18 protein-coding genes are annotated in these 19568 nt (G+C 55.4%); 4 read left to right on the forward strand and 14 right to left on the reverse strand.

What is annotated here, in order from left to right; translation table 11 throughout:
• Window positions 1-67: 67 nt before the first annotated feature.
• From HX778_RS02785 to HX778_RS02800, 4 genes are all read right to left on the reverse strand, one after another.
• Entirely contained in the window at window positions 68-277 is a 210-nt protein-coding gene (locus tag HX778_RS02785; RefSeq protein WP_038476694.1) for a CsbD family protein, read from the reverse strand.
• Between the two features lie 235 nt (window positions 278-512).
• Entirely contained in the window at window positions 513-1847 is a 1335-nt protein-coding gene (gene dinF, locus HX778_RS02790) for an MATE family efflux transporter DinF (protein WP_176981237.1), read from the reverse strand.
• Between the two features lie 75 nt (window positions 1848-1922).
• Window positions 1923-2531: a transcriptional repressor LexA gene (gene lexA / locus HX778_RS02795; protein WP_038476699.1), complete on the reverse strand. Its 609-nt coding sequence runs from the start codon at window positions 2529-2531 to the stop codon at window positions 1923-1925.
• Between the two features lie 109 nt (window positions 2532-2640).
• Window positions 2641-3009: a diacylglycerol kinase gene (locus HX778_RS02800; RefSeq protein ID WP_038483017.1), complete on the reverse strand. Its 369-nt coding sequence runs from the start codon at window positions 3007-3009 to the stop codon at window positions 2641-2643.
• A gap of 131 nt (window positions 3010-3140) precedes the next feature.
• Between HX778_RS02800 and plsB the strand changes: the two genes are divergently transcribed.
• A complete protein-coding gene (gene plsB / locus HX778_RS02805; protein ID WP_038476701.1) occupies window positions 3141-5570 on the forward strand; it encodes a glycerol-3-phosphate 1-O-acyltransferase PlsB in 2430 nt (809 codons plus the stop codon).
• Between the two features lie 66 nt (window positions 5571-5636).
• Here plsB and ubiA read toward each other — a convergent pair whose 3' ends face one another.
• The 5 genes from ubiA to malK form a co-directional block, all read right to left on the reverse strand.
• Entirely contained in the window at window positions 5637-6509 is an 873-nt protein-coding gene (gene ubiA / locus HX778_RS02810; protein ID WP_176981238.1) for a 4-hydroxybenzoate octaprenyltransferase, read from the reverse strand.
• Entirely contained in the window at window positions 6509-7018 is a 510-nt protein-coding gene (gene ubiC, locus HX778_RS02815; protein WP_038476704.1) for a chorismate lyase, read from the reverse strand. The genes ubiA and ubiC overlap by 1 nt, the downstream gene beginning before the upstream one ends.
• A 222-nt stretch (window positions 7019-7240) precedes the next feature.
• The gene (gene malM, locus HX778_RS02820; RefSeq protein WP_176981239.1) at window positions 7241-8191 is read right to left on the reverse strand and encodes a maltose operon protein MalM; all 951 of its coding nucleotides are present in this window, start codon (window positions 8189-8191) and stop codon (window positions 7241-7243) included.
• Between the two features lie 99 nt (window positions 8192-8290).
• The gene (locus HX778_RS02825; protein ID WP_038476708.1) at window positions 8291-9613 is read right to left on the reverse strand and encodes a maltoporin; all 1323 of its coding nucleotides are present in this window, start codon (window positions 9611-9613) and stop codon (window positions 8291-8293) included.
• A 42-nt stretch (window positions 9614-9655) separates the two neighbouring features.
• Window positions 9656-10765 carry a maltose/maltodextrin ABC transporter ATP-binding protein MalK gene (gene malK / locus HX778_RS02830; RefSeq protein WP_038476710.1) on the reverse strand — a complete coding sequence of 370 codons (1110 nt, stop codon included), beginning with the start codon at window positions 10763-10765 and terminating at the stop codon, window positions 9656-9658.
• A gap of 373 nt (window positions 10766-11138) precedes the next feature.
• Between malK and malE the strand changes: the two genes are divergently transcribed.
• The 3 genes from malE to malG all read left to right on the forward strand — a co-directional run bounded on the left by malE (window position 11139) and on the right by malG (window position 14914).
• A complete protein-coding gene (malE, locus tag HX778_RS02835) occupies window positions 11139-12329 on the forward strand; it encodes a maltose/maltodextrin ABC transporter substrate-binding protein MalE (RefSeq protein ID WP_176981240.1) in 1191 nt (396 codons plus the stop codon).
• Window positions 12330-12466: 137 nt separating this feature from the next.
• On the forward strand, window positions 12467-14011 hold the full coding sequence (gene malF / locus HX778_RS02840) for a maltose ABC transporter permease MalF (protein ID WP_176981241.1): 1545 nt from the start codon (window positions 12467-12469) through the stop codon (window positions 14009-14011).
• Window positions 14012-14023: 12 nt separating this feature from the next.
• The gene (gene malG / locus HX778_RS02845; protein ID WP_038476716.1) at window positions 14024-14914 is read left to right on the forward strand and encodes a maltose ABC transporter permease MalG; all 891 of its coding nucleotides are present in this window, start codon (window positions 14024-14026) and stop codon (window positions 14912-14914) included.
• 103 nt (window positions 14915-15017) lie between these two features.
• On the opposite strand, the gene psiE is transcribed toward malG, so the two are convergent.
• The 5 genes from psiE to yjbE form a co-directional block, all read right to left on the reverse strand.
• A complete protein-coding gene (psiE, locus tag HX778_RS02850) occupies window positions 15018-15425 on the reverse strand; it encodes a phosphate-starvation-inducible protein PsiE (RefSeq protein WP_038476718.1) in 408 nt (135 codons plus the stop codon).
• An 85-nt stretch (window positions 15426-15510) separates the two neighbouring features.
• Entirely contained in the window at window positions 15511-17607 is a 2097-nt protein-coding gene (locus HX778_RS02855) for a YjbH domain-containing protein (protein ID WP_176981242.1), read from the reverse strand.
• On the reverse strand, window positions 17607-18344 hold the full coding sequence (locus tag HX778_RS02860) for a capsule biosynthesis GfcC family protein (RefSeq protein WP_176981243.1): 738 nt from the start codon (window positions 18342-18344) through the stop codon (window positions 17607-17609). Before HX778_RS02860 ends, HX778_RS02855 begins: the two co-directional genes overlap by 1 nt.
• A complete protein-coding gene (locus HX778_RS02865; protein ID WP_176981244.1) occupies window positions 18341-18979 on the reverse strand; it encodes a YjbF family lipoprotein in 639 nt (212 codons plus the stop codon). The genes HX778_RS02860 and HX778_RS02865 overlap by 4 nt, the downstream gene beginning before the upstream one ends.
• Before the next feature lie 62 nt (window positions 18980-19041).
• Window positions 19042-19293: an exopolysaccharide production protein YjbE gene (yjbE, locus tag HX778_RS02870; protein ID WP_038476726.1), complete on the reverse strand. Its 252-nt coding sequence runs from the start codon at window positions 19291-19293 to the stop codon at window positions 19042-19044.
• Between the last annotated feature and the right edge of the window lie 275 nt (window positions 19294-19568).

The raw sequence follows: 19568 nt of genomic DNA on the forward strand, positions 1-19568 counted from the left end.
GGTAGGTACATCCTTGTACCCGGGCAGGATTGGTTTTACGGATTAGCACATTTGAGGGGCCGCCAGGTTACCAGCGGTATTCGTTCCTGGACTCCCAGTCCTTAACCTCTTTCTCTGCCTGGTCTTTGGCGTAACCATAACGTTCCTGGATTTTACCCACCAGTTGGTCACGCTTCCCTTCAATGACGGTCATGTCGTCATCGGTCAGCTTACCCCATTTTTCTTTGACCGTACCTTTGAACTGCTTCCAGTTACCGCCGATTTCGTCCTTATTCATTGTCATCTCCTCATCGTTCGGTTTAGGGTTTTGCATCCTCATTGTCGGATGCTGAATTTCTGGAAAACATCCAATATCTGCTGGATGTAGAAATAATTGTAGTCAAGGATTTCGGGTTACATATAAAACTCAGAATCTTTAACCATTTTCAAAATCAGCGGCACGCGGACTCCCCGCCTTAAAAGCGGGAAATCAGCATGATAGATGAGAAGTTAACGAGGATCAGAAAACGCGATCAATGGTCGCCATGCGCGGCAAACCAGGTGTTATTGCGCCAGTGGCGCCGCCAGATATAACCGAGCGACAGGCCGCGCAAAGCCAAAAATACCGCCAGCGACAGCCATAAAGCGTGGTTGCCAAACAGCGGCAGCGTAAGCAGCGTCACGCCAAAGCCCAGGGCGGCAACCGCCATGCTGTTTCGCATCTCGGCCCCGCGCGTGGCACCAATAAACATCCCGTCCAGCAGGTAGCACCAGACGCCCACCATCGGCAATATCACCTGCCAGGCAAGGTAGCGGTCGGCCTGCTGACGCAGCTCCGGCAAGGATGTCAGCAGCGCGACGATGTGTTCTCCGGCAACGGCATAGAGAGCGGCAAACGCCACCGCGACCAACCCGGCCTGCCTGCACGCTGCGCCCCAAACCTCCAGCAGTTGCCCACGGTTACGTGCGCCGTAGGCCTGGCCAGAATGAGCTTCCACCGCATAAGCGAAGCCGTCCAGCGCATAGGCGGTGAAGGTCAGCAGCGTCATCAGCACGGCGTTCACCGCCACAATTTCGCTGCCGAGGCGTGCGCCGAAGATAGTGATGGAGGCAAAGCAAATTTGCAGCAGCAGCGAACGCAGCATGATGTCGCGGTTCAGTGCCAGCAGCTTGCGTAGATCCCCCTGCCAGGCCGTTTTAAGGCGTGCCCAGCTAATGCCGCGCAGCTTCAGGACTTTGTGCACCATCAGCAGGCCGATGAAAAACGTGGCGTATTCAGACACCGCCGTCGCCAGCGCCGCCCCCTGCACGTTCATGTGCAGCCCCATCACCAGCCAAAGATCGAGCACGATATTGATAAGGTTTCCCACCACCAGCAGGATCACCGGTGCCCGCGCATACTGAACGCCCAGCAGCCAGCCCAACAGCACGAGGTTAGCCAGCGATGCGGGGGCACTCAGCCAGCGGATCTCCAGGAAACGACGAGCCTGATACAGCACCTCTTCGTTGCCGCCAACGACGTGCAGCGCGAGGGTGATCAGTGGATAACGCAGTAGCACGATGGCAAGCCCGGCGATCAGCGCCAGCATCAGCGGCTGAACCAGCGCGCGCGCCAGCCGCTGTGGATCGTTTGCGCCAAACGCCTGCGCCGTTAATCCGGTGGTGCTCATACGCAGAAACAGCAGCAGCATAAACAGGAAGCTGGTCGCCGTAGCGCCGATAGCCACGCCGCCGAGATAGGTCGGGCTGTCGAGATGGCCGATGACGGCGGTGTCAACCAGGCCCAGCAGCGGCACGGTAATATTGGAAAAAATCATCGGCAGCGCCAGTCGCCAAAGCGCACCATCCGTTGACGAGAAGAATCGCATGGGAATGATCCAGGGGAAAATAGAGGGGTTTAAAGCGGGTGGTACAGCAGGTTTACCGCACCACCAGAAGACGTGTTACAGCCATTCACCGTTGCGGATCACCCCGACGGCCAGACCTTCAATGCTAAAGTTCTGCTCGCGAAGATCGACCACAATAGGCTGGAATTCGCTGTTTTCAGGCAGCAGATGCACGGTGTTACCCTGCTTTTTCAGGCGTTTCACGGTGACTTCATCGTCGATACGCGCGACAACGACCTGGCCGTTACGCACGTCCTGCGTTTTGTGAACCGCAAGCAAATCGCCGTCCATGATGCCGATATCTTTCATCGACATGCCGCTGACGCGCAGCAGGAAATCGGCATTCGGTTTAAACAGCGACGGGTCAACCTGGTAGTGGCCTTCGATGTGCTGCTGTGCCAGCAGCGGCTCACCGGCGGCCACACGACCTACAAGCGGCAGGCCGCTTTCTTCTTCAACCAGCAAACGAATGCCGCGTGATGCACCGGAAACAATCTCGATGGCACCTTTACGCGCCAGCGCTTTGAGATGCTCTTCAGCGGCGTTTGGAGAACGGAACCCCAGACGTTGTGCAATTTCGGCGCGCGTAGGTGGCATGCCGGTCTGGTTGATATGATCCCGAATGAGATCAAACACCTCTTGCTGCCTGGTAGTTAGTGCTTTCATTCCGCCCCCTGGGTGTTTATACAGTTATGCTGTGAGTATATACAGCCCCGGGCGAATTTGAAACCACAAATTAAGCAAAAAACCAGCGACTTAAACTATTCTGGAAGGACTATCGCAAATGTGACCAAAGCAAGGTGGCCCAGGTCGCAACCGCAAGAATAATCGCTATCAATACCGCGGCTGAACCCATATCTTTGGCTCGCCCTGAAAGCTCGTGGTAGTCGGTGCCCACACGGTCGACCAGCGCTTCAATGGCGCTGTTAAGGATCTCGACAATCATCACCAGCACCACCGAGCCAATCAGTAAAATGCGGGTGATAGGATCAACGTCCAGCCAGCAGGCAATGCCGATGGCAATAACCGCCGCAACGCCTTCCTGACGAAATGCAGCTTCGTTGATCCAGGCCGCTCGCAGCCCCTTCCATGAGTAGCCTGCAGCCTTAATAATGCGGGTGATGCCGGTGGTATTATTCGCCATTAAAGGAAACCTTTTTAAATATTGAGCGTCAATGCTCATTGAGTCTAAATCGCAGCGCCACAGAAATTCCCCAGAGTTTCTGATATCCTTGCGGCGCATTTGCATTATTAACCTGAGGCTTTACATCATCTATGTCAGGCTGGCCAAGAATTTACTACAAATTACTGAATTTACCATTAAGCGTTCTGGTAAAAAGCAAGTCTATCCCGGCCGATCCGCAAACCGAGCTCGGTCTGGATCCCTCACGCCCGATTATGTACGTCCTGCCCTACAATTCTAAGGCAGACCTACTGACGCTGCGTGCCCAATGCCTGGATCACGACCTGCCGGACCCGCTGGAACCTTTGGAAATTGACGGCGTACTGCTGCCGCGCTACGTGTTTATCCACGGCGGCCCGCGCGTCTTTACCTACTACACGCCAAAAGAAGAGTCGGTAAAACTGTTCCACGACTATCTGGATCTGCACCGCAGCAACCCGGATCTCGATGTGCAGATGGTGCCGGTTTCCGTGATGTTTGGCCGCTCCCCAGGACGCGAGAAAGGGGAAATCAATCCGCCTTTACGTACCCTGAACGGCGTCCAGAAATTCTTTGCGGTTTCGTGGCTGGGCCGCGATAGCTTTGTCCGTTTCTCTCCGCCGGTTTCGCTGCGCCGCATGGCGACCGAACACGGCACCGACAAAATTATCGCCCAAAAACTGGCTCGCGTGGCGCGTACCCACTTTGCCCGCCAGCGTCTGGCCGCAGTAGGCCCACGTCTGCCGGTTCGCCAGGATCTCTTCAACAAGCTGCTGGCGTCAAAAGCGATTGCCCGCGCGGTAGAAGACGAAGCCCGCAGCAAGAAAATCTCCCACGAAAAAGCGCAGCAAAACGCCGTCGCGCTGATGGAAGAGATTGCCGCCAACTTCTCCTACGAAGCCGTACGTTTAACGGACCGGGTTTTAGGCTTAACCTGGAACCGCCTCTATCAGGGCATTAACGTGCACAACGCCGAGCGCGTGCGCCAGCTTGCCCATGACGGCCACGAGATTGTCTATGTGCCCTGCCACCGCAGCCACATGGATTATCTGCTGCTCTCCTACGTGCTTTATCACCAGGGGCTGGTTCCGCCGCATATCGCCGCCGGGATTAACCTGAACTTCTGGCCGGCCGGCCCGATTTTCCGCCGCCTGGGCGCCTTCTTTATTCGTCGTACCTTCAAGGGCAACAAGCTTTACTCTACGGTGTTCCGCGAGTACCTCGGCGAGCTGTTCAGCCGTGGCTATTCCGTGGAGTACTTTGTCGAGGGTGGCCGTTCCCGTACCGGTCGCCTGCTGGATCCGAAAACCGGCACGCTGTCGATGACGATTCAGGCAATGCTGCGCGGCGGCACCCGTCCGATTACCCTGGTGCCGATTTACATCGGCTACGAGCACGTAATGGAAGTGGGCACTTACGCGAAAGAACTGCGCGGTGCGACAAAAGAAAAAGAGAGCTTCATGCAGATGGTTCGCGGCCTGAGTAAGCTGCGTAACCTGGGTCAGGGCTACGTTAACTTCGGTGAACCGCTGCCGCTGATGGCCTACCTGAACCAGCATGTGCCGGAATGGAAAGATTCTATCGATCCGATTGAAGCGATTCGCCCCGCCTGGTTAACGCCGACGGTGAACAATATCGCCGCCGACCTGATGGTGAGAATCAACAACGCAGGGGCGGCCAACGCCATGAACCTGTGCTGTACCGCGCTGCTTGCCTCACGCCAGCGCTCACTGACCCGTGAACAGCTCACCGAACAGCTGGACTGCTACCTGAACCTGCTGCGCAACGTCCCATATTCTCCGGACGCTACCGCCCCAACGGTCTCCGCAAATGCGCTGATCGACCACGCCCTGCAGATGAACAAGTTCGAGGTGGAGAAAGACACCATCGGTGACATCATCATTCTGCCGCGCGAGCAGGCCGTGCTGATGACCTATTACCGCAACAACATCATGCATATGCTGGTGTTGCCGTCGCTGATGGCGTCCATCATCACCCAGCATCGCCATATCTCACGTGCCGAGCTGCTTCGTCAGATAGAAGTCGTTTATCCGATGCTGAAGGCCGAGCTGTTCCTGCGCTGGGAAAAAAGCGAGCTGGGCAGAGAAATTGATGCGCTGATCGCGGAGATGGAACGTCAGGGGCTGGTGATGGTTGTTGACGATGAAGTACAGATCAACCCTAACCGTTCTCGCACTCTGCAGCTTCTGGCAGCGGGCGTGCGCGAGACGGTTCAGCGTTATGCCATTACCTTCTGGCAGCTGAGCGCCAACCCGTCGATCAACCGCGGGACGCTGGAGCGTGAAAGCCGTACGGTGGCGCAGCGTCTGTCCGTTCTGCACGGCATTAACGCCCCAGAGTTCTTTGATAAAGCCGTCTTTACCTCGCTGGTACTGACCCTGCGCGATGAGGGCTACATTAGCGATACCGGAGATGCAGACGCGACCGAAACCATCAAGGTGTACCAGATGCTGGCAGACCTGGTGACCTCGGATGTACGTCTGACTATCGAGAGCTCAGCCTCCCAGGACGCTGTTTCCTGATTCGATAGAAACGAAAAAGGCGGGTCGGCATTATGCGTCGACCCGCCTTTTTTATTGCCTGAGCACTCAGAAATGCAGGTAGCTCAGTACCAGCCCAATAAACAGTACCAGGCCCACGTAGTTGTTGTTCATAAACGCTTTAAAGCAGCCTTCACGCTCGCGCCTGGCGATGAGTTTTTGCTGATGAATAAACAATCCACCCGCCAGTAAAATTGACCAGTAGAACGCGCCACCCAGGCCGTTTAGCCAGCCAACTATTCCCATCAGCACCATGGTCGCGATTTGCAGCAGGCCGATAATCAGCTTGTCGTGACGGCCAAACAGAATAGCCGTCGACTTAATGCCAATCTTCAGGTCATCGTCACGATCGACCATCGCATACTGTGTGTCATACGCCACGGTCCAGCAAATATTCGCCAGGAACATCAGCCAGCAGCTGAGCGGCACAGACTCGCTAGCCGCGGCAAAGGCCATTGGAATCGACCAGCCGAAAGCCGCCCCCAGCACCACCTGAGGCAAATGCGTGTAGCGCTTCATAAACGGATACACCCATGCCAGCGCCAGCCCTGCTATCGACAGCAGGATAGTCATGGTGTTGAGCGTCAGCACCAGCAGGAAGGCAAGGCCCACCAGCACGACAAACAGGATCTTCGCTTCTTTCTCTGAAACCGCCCCGCTGGGCAACGGGCGCTGCGCGGTGCGCTTAACGTGGCCGTCGAACTTACGGTCGGCATAATCATTCACGACGCAGCCTGCGGCGCGCATCAGCCAGACGCCAGCGATAAAGACAATCAGGTTCATCAGCGACGGCAGGCCCGGCGTTGCAACCCAAAGCGCCCACAATGTTGGCCACAGCAACAGCAGAGCGCCGATTGGCTTATCGGTGCGCATCAACCGGTGGTAGGCCAGAAGCTTTCCCTGGTTAAGACTCCACTCCATTATTTTTCCTCTTCGTACAGCGGAGACGCTGGCAAAAACAGTTCGGTCAGCAGCAGCGGTTTGCCGGAGAGCCTCAGCCGGGAGCGACGCCCCCAAAGTTCAGCGCTGCGGCCAATTTCGATGTAGTCGCGCGTCAGGGTTGATGAGCTAAACAGGTAGCGCCCGAGCGGCGTATTGCCAAGCTTTTGCAAGGCCAGCTCGGGACCCTCTAGCGTGGTTTCAGGCACAACGGTGCGCCCAAGTAGCCAGGGTTCATCATCACCACAGAGAATAATTTCCCGCAGCCAGTAGCGCTCAGAAGCAGGCAATAGCCCGACTTCAGGCATATCACTGCCGGCCGGGAAAAAACCTTCGCGCACAATGCGGACGGTGACTTTGCTGCAGTGCTGTTCGAAGCGTTTCGTCATCGAATCTTCCAGCAAGAGCCAGTCAAGATAAGCGGAGCTAAGCCCTTGCGGGACCTCCGTAAAGAAATTCAGGGCGCGCAACGGCGACAGCGCGTCGGACATGGGAATACTCTCCGATATATAACCTGGAGGCATTGTAACGCAGAACATCCCCGTGGGGGCAGACAATGGCAGCACCCGCGGCAAATATCGCAACAATTGAGCAACAGAAGAGCAATCTTAGGTAAGGGAGTACAACCCCCCTGTGGCTCGAATTATGACGGGGAAAAAAAAGGTGCGCCTGAGCGCACCAATACTTCAAGCATCAGCAACGTGGGGAGATGGTTACCCCTTGCCTTTTACACTGCTGATAAAAGTTTTACGGGCGGAGGTGGAACCCAGACGCTCGGCTTCATTCAGCAGTTTCAGGGCCTTATCGATGTCGCCTTTATCCACAGCCTGTTTAATCGCGTGGTTAAAATAGCTTTCCGTATCATTGAGCATCGGCTCGCTCTTCGCGGCCGGTGCCGGAGCAGGCGCGGCCACTGGCGCTGAAGCGGCAGCCGGTGCGGAGTAAGCCGTCGGCGGCGCTACGTTGCCCACGACAACAGGTTTCGCATCGGATCCACCGAAGATTTTGCCGATCATGATGTTGCCGCTGTTCTGTTCGGTTTTGACCTGCACCGTCAGCGTACCTTGCCCACTGTGACGGGCAACCGGGTCGGCAACGTCAGGAATGGCGTTGCTTGCACCTTCGGCGTAGAGCTTCGCCGGGTTAATCATGCGGGTAGTCTCAGTCAGATCGTGTTTGGTGGTGTACACCAGCATATAGATCTGTTTCTGCCCCATCATCGGGGTCAGCTTCATGACGTTTTCCAGACGGTTGCCGGAGGTCATACCCGGCTTCTGGTACTGGAAGTAACTGCTCGGGAAGAAAGCAGAAGGCTGCATCTGCCCGTCGAGAATCAGGACGTTTGGCGCATAAACGCTTAAGTCTTTTACCAGGCTGGTCAGCGTGATTTCCAGTGAGCCCTGATCGGCTGGCAGTATGAATGCCGCCACGCTACCGGAGAGTTCACCTACGTTAAGGCTGGCCGAAGAGGCACTCAGGACCACATCCTGACTGACGGGCGGCATCAGCGGGACCCACGGCAGGCTCTGTAATTTTTCCGCAGGAATAGACGGTGCGGTTGAGACGTTTTGCGGGTTAATCGCCGCGTTGGCGGCAAATGAGGCCGGCACGGACGATAAGCCCAGGACGGGAAGCAGGCAAAGCGCGAGAAGATGTTTTTTCATTGTTTTATCCTCGAAGCGAACCCGCCTCCTTCAGGCAAAAAAGAGACGGGTCAGGCATGTGAAACTGGCGGGCGCTATGCACCCGCACAGCGGGTTAACTTACCACCAGACTTCCATCTGAGCACCGAAGGTCACTTCGCTGTCGTTGCCACGGCTGAAAGTACGGGCGCTGGTATCGCTGAAAGCAGTACCGGATGAGGCATTTGCCACGTAGTTGGCATCACCCACATTGCCGGAAGAGTAACCCCACTTCTCATCCCACTTGGCGTAGGTCGCGAAGACGCGGATGGCCGGACGAGACCAGATGCTGTTCCCCGCCTGCCACTGTTGTGCCAGGGTAATTTTGTACTGGTTGTTGCTCTTGTCGGTCAGCTGAGACTTCACGTTGTCATAGCCAACTTCCAGCAGGGTGCTCATGATTGGCGTCCATTTGTACATAGGACGAACGCCCACGGTCCACCACTTGGTGCCGTTGCTATCATCGCGGTTGATATCCTGGTACATACCCACATACATCAGGCCCCAGGTATCGTTGAAGTCGATAGCACCGTGGTCGATCACGCGCAGCATTTTGCCGTCGTTGTTTTTGGAGGTATCAGGACGTCCGGTACCGTTGGTTTGTGCCATCGCATTGGTGCCGTACTGCACCACAAATTTGTTCAGGCTGGTGCCAAGGAAGGTCTGAGTATGTTCCACGGTACCCAGCCAGCCATTGGAGGTAGCATTCTGATCGACTGAATCGTAGTGATCGGTATTATTTGCACGACCGTAATCAAAACCGACTTCCAGAGAACCGCCTGGGTTCACTTCCATCTGGCCTAAACGGATATCGAAGATGTCATTCGACTTGTTTTTCTTACGGGTTTCGCCGTCGATAAAGGCCTGAGAACCGCCAGCTTCACCGTTACGGGTTGCGGCCAGGGAGAGTTTACCGAAGCCCAGGTTGATGTCTTCAAGACCGGCACCCGGACCTGAAACGTCCCAGTAGTAGAAGTCGATCATGTGCACGTCATGACGTTTGTAGTAACGCTTACCTGCCCAGATGTTGGCCCCCGGCAGCGCGTCAATCAGGTTTTTACCCACCACGTTCATCTGGCGCACGCGCGGACCACCGTTGGTGTCCTCGTCATCGTTCAGCTGGTCGGTGGCGTAACCAATCATGGTGTCAACGTAGAAGCTTTTTTCACCTTCTTGCCAAACCTGCTGACCTAACTCAACTTCAGCATAAGTTTCGCACTCGTTACCCAGACGGTATTTAGAGCCAGCACCTGTCGCTTTAAAACACTGCTGCTCGCCGCCGCTACCTGTCCAGCCAATACCTGAACGTGCATAACCCTTGAAATCAACGGCGCCAGCCTGTGCAGACACAATGCCTGCAATAACGGCGACCGCCAGTGGGAGTTTGCGCAGAGTAATCATCATTCTATCTCCTGAGATCATTGCTTTTCTTTTTTATGGGAATGCTTAAACGCCGGGCTCTTGATGCAACCGACGACATGCGGTGCCATCTTCTCGGAACAGATGGCAACGCTCTGGCGGCAGGCCAATAGCGAATGTGGCACCCTCTTTTACCAACACCACGTCATTCTGGCGGTAGACCAGGTTCTGACGAATGGCGGGGATTTGGATGTGAATCTGAGTCTCATGTCCCAACTGCTCAACGACCTGCACTTCCCCTTCAAGGGTGACATCAGCAATGTCGCTCGGCAGCAGGTGTTCCGGGCGGATGCCAAGAGACATATTGGCGCCTACCTGAACGTTGCGGCTTTCTACCGGCAGCCAGACATGCTGACGGTTAGGCAATTCCACCTGCACCTGATCAATGGCCGTCGCGGTCACTTTTACCGGCAGGAAGTTCATTTTTGGCGACCCGATAAAGCCCGCCACAAAGCGGTTTGCCGGGTAGTGATACAGCTCTAACGGTTTTCCGACCTGCGCGACGCGTCCGGCGTCCAGCACGACGATTTTGTCGGCCAGGGTCATCGCCTCAATCTGGTCATGGGTCACGTAAATCATCGTGCGGCCCAGGCGCTTGTGCAGACGGGATATCTCGATACGCATCTGCACGCGCAGCGCCGCATCGAGGTTTGAAAGTGGTTCATCCAGCAGGAATACGCGTGGCTCCGCTACCAGGGTTCGGCCAATGGCCACGCGCTGGCGTTGCCCCCCGGAGAGCGCTTTTGGGCGTCTTTCCAGCAGGTGCGCGAGCTGCAGGGTTTCAGAAACCTGATTGACGCGCTGGTTGATATCGTCTTTTTTTGCCCCGGCCAGCTTCAGGCCAAAGGACATGTTTTCCGCGACAGAGAGGTGGGGATAGAGGGCGTACGACTGAAACACCATGCCAACGCCGCGTTCAGCGGGTGGAATGTCGTTCATGCGCTTTTCACCAATCATCAGTTCGCCGCTGGTGATGGTTTCGAGGCCCGCAATCATTCGCAGCAGCGTTGACTTACCGCAGCCTGAAGGTCCGACAAAAACCACGAACTCTCCTTCATTGATGTCGAGGTTGATATCTTTCGATACCACCACGTCACCCCAGGCTTTTGTTACGTTCCGCAGCTGTACGCTTGCCATTACCACTCCCTCATTACTGCCGCCTGCCGCTGGGCAGGTGATTCAATATGTGTCCGACTATGAGGGATCGCTACATTTGGTAAATCCTCCACCCTAACGCTTTTTTGTGGGGGAGGAGGCGGGAGGATGAGGAAGGGGCATCTGCAACCGGTTGCAGGTACCACAAGGGATTTTCGTGATCGCGGCTTCAGTTTTCAGTGCGTTTTTATGTGCGCCAGGACACATAACGGCCAGTTATGCAAAGCAGATCACAGATAACCACCCAGGGGCGTAGAGCAAAGGAGGATGAGAAGCGCTTGCCATCTCCGCAGACTTAACAACGTTAATCTGCACTACCCTATAAAGCGCACACCACCACTCAAAGGATGGGAACATGAAAATTAAAACCGGCGCCCGTATCCTCGCTCTGTCAGCCCTGACGACGATGATGCTTTCCGCCTCTGCACTGGCAAAAATCGAAGAAGGCAAACTGGTCATCTGGATTAACGGCGATAAGGGCTACAACGGCCTGGCCGAAGTCGGTAAGAAGTTTGAGAAAGATACCGGTATTAAAGTCACCATCGAACATCCTGATAAACTTGAAGAAAAATTCCCTCAGGTGGCAGCAACCGGCGATGGCCCGGATATTATCTTCTGGGCTCATGACCGCTTTGGCGGCTATGCCCAGTCCGGCCTGCTGGCCGAAATCACCCCAGACAAAGCTTTCCAGGACAAGCTCTATCCGTTCACCTGGGACGCGGTGCGTTACAACGGCAAATTCATCGCTTACCCGATTGCGGTAGAAGCGCTGTCGCTGATTTATAACAAAGACCTGGTGCCAAACCCGCCGAAAACCTGGGAGGAGATCCCAGCCCTGGATAAAGAGCTGAAGGCGAAAGGTAAGAGCGCGTTGATGTTCAACCTGCAGGAGCCGTACTTCACCTGGCCGCTGATTGCCGCCGACGGCGGGTATGCCTTCAAGTTCGAAAACGGCAAATATGATGTGAAAGATGTGGGCGTAGACAGCCCGGGCGCAAAAGCGGGCCTCGGCTTCCTGGTCGATATGATCAAGAACAAGCAGATGAACGCCGACACCGACTACTCCATCGCTGAAGCCTCGTTCAACAAGGGCGAAACGGCGATGACGATTAACGGCCCGTGGGCCTGGTCCAATATCGATAAGAGCAAAATAAACTACGGCGTGACGCTGCTGCCAACCTTTAAAGGCAAGCCGTCTAAACCGTTCGTGGGCGTACTCAGCGCCGGTATCAACGCCGCCAGCCCGAATAAAGAACTGGCGAAAGAGTTCCTTGAAAACTACCTGTTGACCGACCAGGGTCTGGCAGACGTAAACAAGGACAAACCGCTCGGTGCCGTGGCGCTGAAATCCTTCCAGGAGCAGTTGGCTAAAGATCCACGTATTGCTGCCACCATGAATAACGCCCAAAAAGGCGAGATCATGCCGAATATTCCTCAGATGTCTGCCTTCTGGTATGCCGTGCGTACCGCAGTTATCAACGCCGTTAGCGGTCGCCAGACCGTTGATGCTGCGCTGAAGGATGCTCAGGGACGTATCACTAAGTAAAGCTTGCCCCTCACCCCGGCCCTCTCCCCATAGGGGAGAGGGGGGAATTTGGATTGAGTCCGGCCCTTTCTATCCCCTCTCCCCTATGGGGAGAGGGTTAGGGTGAGGGGAAATAATACGCTGTAGAGGAACACCCCATGGATGCAGTTAAAAAGAGCCGCTGGTGGCAAAGCGAGGGACTGAAATGGTCAGTCATCGGCGCGTTGGGCCTGCTGGTTGGCTATCTTGTGGTTTTAATGTACGCCCAGGGGGAGTACCTGTTCGCCATTATGACGCTGATTTTAAGCTCACTTGGCCTCTATATTTTTGCGAACCGCAAGGCCTACGCCTGGCGCTATGTGTACCCCGGCATGGCCGGCATGGGGCTGTTCGTCCTGTTCCCGCTCATTTGCACCATTGCTATCGCCTTTACCAACTACAGCAGCACCAACCAGCTGACGTTTGAACGCGCGCAGCAGGTGCTGATGGACCGCCAGTATCAGGCGGGTAAAACGTTCAATTTTGGGCTTTACCCGAACGGTAACGAGTGGACGCTGGCGCTCACCGACGGGGAGAGCGGTAAAAACTATATTTCGGACAAATTCACTTTTGGCGGCGCACAAAAAATCCAGCTGAAAGAAGCAGACGCCCTGCCGGAAGGCGAGCGCGGCAACCTGCGTGTTATCACCCAAAACCGCCAGGCGCTCGGCCAGATAACCGCCGTCCTGCCGGATGAAAGCAAAGTAGTGATGAGCTCGCTGCGCCAGTTCTCCGGCACGCGCCCGCTCTACACCCTGGCGGAAAACGGTGAGCTGACCAATAACCAAAGCGGCGTAAAATACGCGCCAAATGAGCACATCGGCTATTACCAGGCGATTAACGCCGACGGCAGCTGGGCCGGTGAACAGCTAAGCCCCGGCTATACCGTTACCATCGGCTGGAAAAACTTCCTGCGCGTGTTCCACGACGACGGCATCCAGAAACCGTTCCTCGCCATCTTCGTCTGGACGGTTATCTTCTCCGTGCTGACGGTGATTCTGACCGTTGCGGTCGGCATGGTGCTGGCCTGCGTGGTGCAGTGGGAATCGCTGAAAGGCAAAGCCGCTTACCGCCTGCTGTTGATCCTGCCGTATGCGGTACCGTCGTTTATTTCGATTTTGATTTTCAAAGGCTTGTTCAACCAAAGCTTCGGCGAAATCAACATGATGCTGAGCGCGCTGTTTGGCATTAAACCGGCATGGTTTACCGACCCGATAACCGCCCGTTCGGTGATCATCATCGTCAATACCTGGCTTGGCTATCCGTACATGATGATTTTGTGCATGGGACTGCTGAAGGCCATTCCTGACGACCTTTATGAAGCCTCGGCGATGGACGGCGCTGGTCCATTCCAGAACTTCTTTAAAATCACGTTGCCGCTGCTGATTAAGCCGCTAACGCCGCTGATGATTGCCAGCTTTGCGTTTAACTTTAACAACTTTGTGCTGATTCAGCTGTTGACCAACGGCGGGCCGGACCGGCTCGGGACGACCACGCCGGCAGGCTATACCGACCTGCTGGTGAGCTACACCTACCGCATCGCCTTTGAAGGCGGCGGCGGCCAGGACTTCGGCCTCGCCGCGGCTATCGCTACGCTTATCTTCCTGCTGGTTGGGGCGCTGGCTATTGTGAACCTGAAAGCCACCCGCATGAAGTTTGATTAAGGAACCTGACCTATGGCTATGGTGCAACCCAAATCTCAAAAGCTGCGTCTGTTTCTCACGCACTTTCTGCTGCTACTGTTTATCGCGGCAATCATGTTCCCGCTGCTGATGGTTATCGCCATATCTCTGCGTCCGGGTAACTTTGCGACCGGCAGCCTGATCCCGGACCAGGTGTCCTGGGAACACTGGAAACTGGCGCTGGGCTTTAGCGTCGAGCATGCCGACGGCCGCGTGACGCCGCCGCCGTTCCCGGTCCTGCTGTGGCTGTGGAACTCGGTAAAAATTGCCGGCATTACGGCGATTAGCATCGTCGCCCTTTCCACCACCTGCGCTTACGCCTTTGCCCGTATGCGCTTCCCGGGGAAAGCGACGCTGCTGAAAGGCATGCTGATTTTCCAGATGTTCCCTGCGGTGCTGTCACTGGTGGCGCTGTATGCCCTGTTTGATCGCCTGGGCCAGTACATTCCGTTTATCGGCCTGAATACCCACGGCGGGGTTATCTTTGCTTATCTGGGCGGGATTGCGCTGCACGTCTGGACGATTAAAGGCTACTTCGAAACCATCGACGGTTCGCTTGAAGAAGCCGCCGCGCTGGACGGAGCAACGCCGTGGCAGGCGTTCCGACTGGTGCTGCTGCCGCTGTCGGTGCCGATTCTGGCGGTGGTGTTTATTCTTTCGTTTATCGGCGCGATTACCGAAGTGCCGGTGGCTTCTTTACTGCTGCGCGACGTGGACAGCTATACGCTGGCCGTAGGCATGCAGCAATACCTCAACCCGCAAAACTACCTGTGGGGCGATTTTGCCGCCGCGGCGGTGCTCTCCGCGATACCGATTACCGTGGTCTTCCTGCTGGCCCAGCGCTGGCTGGTAAGCGGCCTGACCGCCGGCGGGGTGAAAGGTTAACGTTTATCCCTGAAAGTCATTGGATTCATCTTTATGTCGTACCACTGCAACCCTCAACTTTGACCTTAGCACTTTATTCAGGCGGCCCCAGGGCCGCCCTTTTTTATTCTCGTTTCAGGCGCTGGCTGTTGCACAGCCAGAGCGTTATCACCAGCACCAGAATCGCCGCCGAATAAATCAGCACGTCGAGCGGCGATTTATGATCGATGATAATCAGGCGCACGATCGCGGTGATGCCGATGTAGACGAAGTAGCGCAGCGGGAAGTGATAGCCCGACTGAAAGTACTTCACAATCAGCGCGATAAACTCGAAATAGAGGAAGTAAACCACCAGCCCCTCGATAAACAGATACGAGCTGGCGTCATCCCCCGGCGTGAACAGCACGGTGGCCAGGTGAATGGTTTCTTTGCCCAGGAAGATAATCAGGATCAGCCCCAGGGCTAATAAACCCAGATTGAGCACCGTCTGCATGACGGTAGAAATCCAGGCAAAACGCGGTGTCGCAGGCATAACAGCCCCTCATTATTATTGTGGTATTGAGAGGCTGTTATACTTTGAAAATGTGATCTTGATCTAGTTTATTTACTTACCTTCACTAGCGGAAATTTTCACTGCGATCGCCGGTCATGCCGTACAGGTCAAACTTACGGCCCAGCATCTGCCCGCCGTCACGCGTCAGCGGCGTCCAGGTTACCTGAGCACGGCTTCGGGTTGGGTACGCCGAGAAGATATCCAGCGGAATATTGATATAGAAGCCCTTGGTAAAGTCCCCTTCCCCGTATTCTTTCTTCGACACATTGGTGATAGTGGCGTAGGTGCCCACCACAATGCCGCTGTCAAAGTGTTTAGAGATCTCCAGCGTGCCGCCCTTATCCTGCGCCAGGTACTGGCCAATACTGAGCTTAACCAGCACATCCTGAGCAAACGGTGGCGTCCAGTAGCCGGTGATATGCCCGGTTTTTGCGCTGTAATCGGTAAATTTCATCATGTCTTGCGAACTGCGCCAGTCACGCTGTTTGACGTAGTTGCCGTTGACGCCAATCGCCCAATTACTGTCCACCGGACGATACAGCAGCTCGGCCCCTGCGCCGCCATACATGGTTTCCAGATACCCCGCATAAACCTGGCCGTAGATCCCATGTCCGAAGTACTGGAAGTAGTTAGCCTGCAGGTTGTTGATGTAAACATCGTTTTCTACATACTCGCGAACGTGGGTACGCACGCGCGGCAGCGTGGAATCCATTGGCGGATTGGTGTAGTTAAATTTGTCGTAGTTATTGGCGACGTTGGCAAACAGGCTGCCGCTGGTTAACAGGTGGTCCGTCAGCCAGTAATCGACGTTCCCCATCACCCCAAGCTGGTACATGTAGAAGCTTTCCGGGCCGCCGATGGACTGATTGAGAATCGGATCTATCGAGTAGTTGAAGCGCGACTTCTCGATGTAATACCCCTGCTCGGTGCTTTCAGGCACCACGGGCTCAACGCGTTTTTGCACCAGCGTAGTTTCATGCCCCAGCGGTTCGCCTGCAAGGTGATTGCGCAGGCTGGCCACGTCCGTTTCTGTGGTCACCTGCGGCAGATTAAGGCGGCTTTCGGTTATGCGGATAGTACGAATATTATCCGGCAGGTCATTCATGATAATGCGGTTGGCACGTTCGATACCTTCGCGAGAATTACGGTATTTCACCTGCTCGCCCGTGACATAAAGCGTGTCACCTTTAACCTGAATATTTGGGTTAACCAGCCCGGCGTTGTACTTCAGATCTGTCAGCTGGTTTGCCACCACGTTGTGCTGCAGAATTTCATCCTGCGGATGAGGCTGGTATTCAGGGCGACGGGAGTCGCCGTACCCCGGCTTGAGGTCGTTAAAATTGGAGCGCAGCGTCACACCGAACATAAAGGTATTGCCGCGCTCATAGCTCACGTTCACATCGGCCCAGTCGGCCACCCGGTAGATTGCCCCGACGTTGACGCTGCTACGCTGATCTATTTTCCCGGCAAATTCATGGCTGTAGTTGTTGCCTTCGTACTCAAGCTTCAGCCTGAGCGGCTGCCACGGCGTCTGGTACTCTACGCCCCCGAACAGCGACGTCGGGCCGTGGAACATGCCGCTAAAGTTGAAGGAGCCCGCCATGTTGTAGCTGTTATCGCGGTGACAATATTTGTCGCTGTATTCACACAAAGGGTTCTTGATATTGCCACTGGTACCCAAATATCCCCAGCCCATGCCGAGGCTAAAATCGAACGGCCCCCAGGCTTTGCTCGCCACCACATATTCACCGTCAAACAGCCCGGTACCGCCCAGATCCCGAATACCAGCGGACACCTGAGGTAGCCAGTACCCTTCTTCCCAAAGGCGGAATTTCACGTCAAACGCTTTGTCTTTGTAGGTCTGATTGCCCGAGAACGCCTGCACGCTACTGTAGTGGCGAGTACGCACGTCGGTATAGCGCAGCGTGGCCTCCATCCAGGGGAAAAGCTGCATGGAGGCGGAGTAGAAGCGGTACTGATCGTTATCGCGATAGTTGAGGTTGAATTCCCCTTCTGGCGCCATTCGCGCCGTGGGCGTTTGCAGCAGGCCTACGCCACCAAAGTCTGCCTGAGAGGGGCCAACGGGTGCCGGATACGTTTCGGCGCGGCAGGCGGAGGTCACCGCCAGCGCAATCAGGCTATACAGGTAACGTTTTTTCATTAATCCGGTATCCGATGGGTCAGGGTATTAAGAATTTGCTGGTTCAGCTCGTCAAAGGTGGAGCTGAAAAGGCGGTCGGAGAAACCAACAAAAATGAGGCTGCCCGGCGAGGGTTCGATATGGCGTTTATTCCAGTACGCCACCGGCGCTTTTTCGGTTTTGCCATTCGGGTAAATCACCCAGGCATAGCTTCTTTCGGCCCCGCTCAACAGGCTGATGTCGTCCAGATATTCATCGACGCTACGCCCGGGCGTGAAGGGTTTAATGCCGGGTGAGCTGACTAACCCCACCAGCGTAATCGTCGTGGGCTGTGGGCCAGTCCACAGGCTGTATTCTCCCTGCAGCGGCACGTTCGCCTGCGGGCGAAGTCGAACCCAGTCGGGATCCAGATTGACAAACTGCCGTCCCGTGACGTGGATTGCGCTGAGCTGCTGGCGCAATCCGTTGATTGCCGCGCCGTCGTCTCCGCCTTCATCAGCAGCGACTTCGCCGAGCCGGGCCAAAAGCTGCTGCTGTTTTTGTTCTTCTGCCGCGCTGGCCTGCCGTTCGCTGATAACCGCTCCCGGCCACCAGCTGCGGCTGAGTTCAGGGCGCGTCACTAAATCCGCCAGCCGCTCAGCGTCTTTAATCACCTGCGGCTGCGTTTGCGGTTTGGCATAAACCGTCACGGTACTTTCTGCGTGGCTAAAGGCGCTGGCGAAAAGCAGGGCTATCAGGGGAAAGGGGATTTTTTTCATTGTTTTGCCGCCTTCACAAGAAGCGTGGTGACAGGCCAGTAGCCCGGGCCCAGATACTGTTTTGATTTGCGGATTTGCCCTTCGTCGTCCACCCAGTAGCGGTTGGTCCAGCTTTTCCCTGCCGCGGTGACCTCTTCTTCAAGAACGCGCACTTTGGTCAGGCTGCTGCCGACTTTTACGGTATCGGTACCGTCAAATTCAAAGCTGGATGTGGCGGGGGCGTAACGTACCTGCTGGTGTTCTGTCCAGGCTATCTGCCGGGTCCAGCTCGCACCCTCCGTAATCTGTTTCACTTTCGCCAGCGGGTCGCTGCCCAGGTTGGTGACTTCCGTCAGGTTGTCGCCCAGCCCGGTGGTTTTCACGATGCGGCCATTTTGCGTGACGATGACCGCTCTGTCCTGCGTCACCCATTTCTGCTGGCCGTCTTCGTTATAAGCGAGCACCACGAACAGCTGCGGGCCGTTGTTGATGCTCATGTACTGGCTCGCGTAGCGCATCTCGGCAATTTCATCATCGGTAAGCTGTACGCCACCGCCTCCGGCAATACTGTTCCAAAGCGAGGTACCCAGCCCTCTGGTGGTCGCTGAGCACGCCTGGAGTAACAGACAGACAAAGAGTATTGCGAGTCGCTGCACGGTGATTCCCCGGTTTAAAATAACCACACCGAAGTGTGGTTATGGTTAAAAACACCCTAACGTTAACGGGTGGTGGTGCTGGTCGTGGTTGTTGTGGTGGTCCCGGTGTTAGAACCGTCGCCGCCACCGGTTGCGGCTAACGCCACACCGACCGCTGACCCAACAGTGCTGGCGCTGGTTGCAGCAGAACTGCCTGCAGACACAGAGGTCGCCTGCGCGCCGGCCGCGTCACCCACTGCTACAGGGTCAGCATTCGCCGCGCCGGCGGCTGCCAGCGTTAATATGGCTAAAGCGCCATAAAGGGTTTTTCTCATTACAATTTCCCTTCATTGAATGAATGGAGATTTACCCGAAAAGGTTTCAGGCGCGATCGAGTATACACAACACAATGTGATGAATTGGCCTGCGGGAAATAAGGGAGTAAAAATTAAATTGATAGACCTATTTATTTTACAAAAAAAACAATTAAAAACAAATAACTAAGGAATAAAAAGGCAATCTCAACTTCAAGATAATCTTAAATTAAAGACGTAGATTCGGCGCGGGAAAGATAATTTTCAGATTTACCTCAGGGTGGCAATATCAGAAA

The organism is Cedecea sp. P7760, from assembly GCF_013386425.1.
Lineage (GTDB): Bacteria > Pseudomonadota > Gammaproteobacteria > Enterobacterales > Enterobacteriaceae > Cedecea > Cedecea selenatireducens.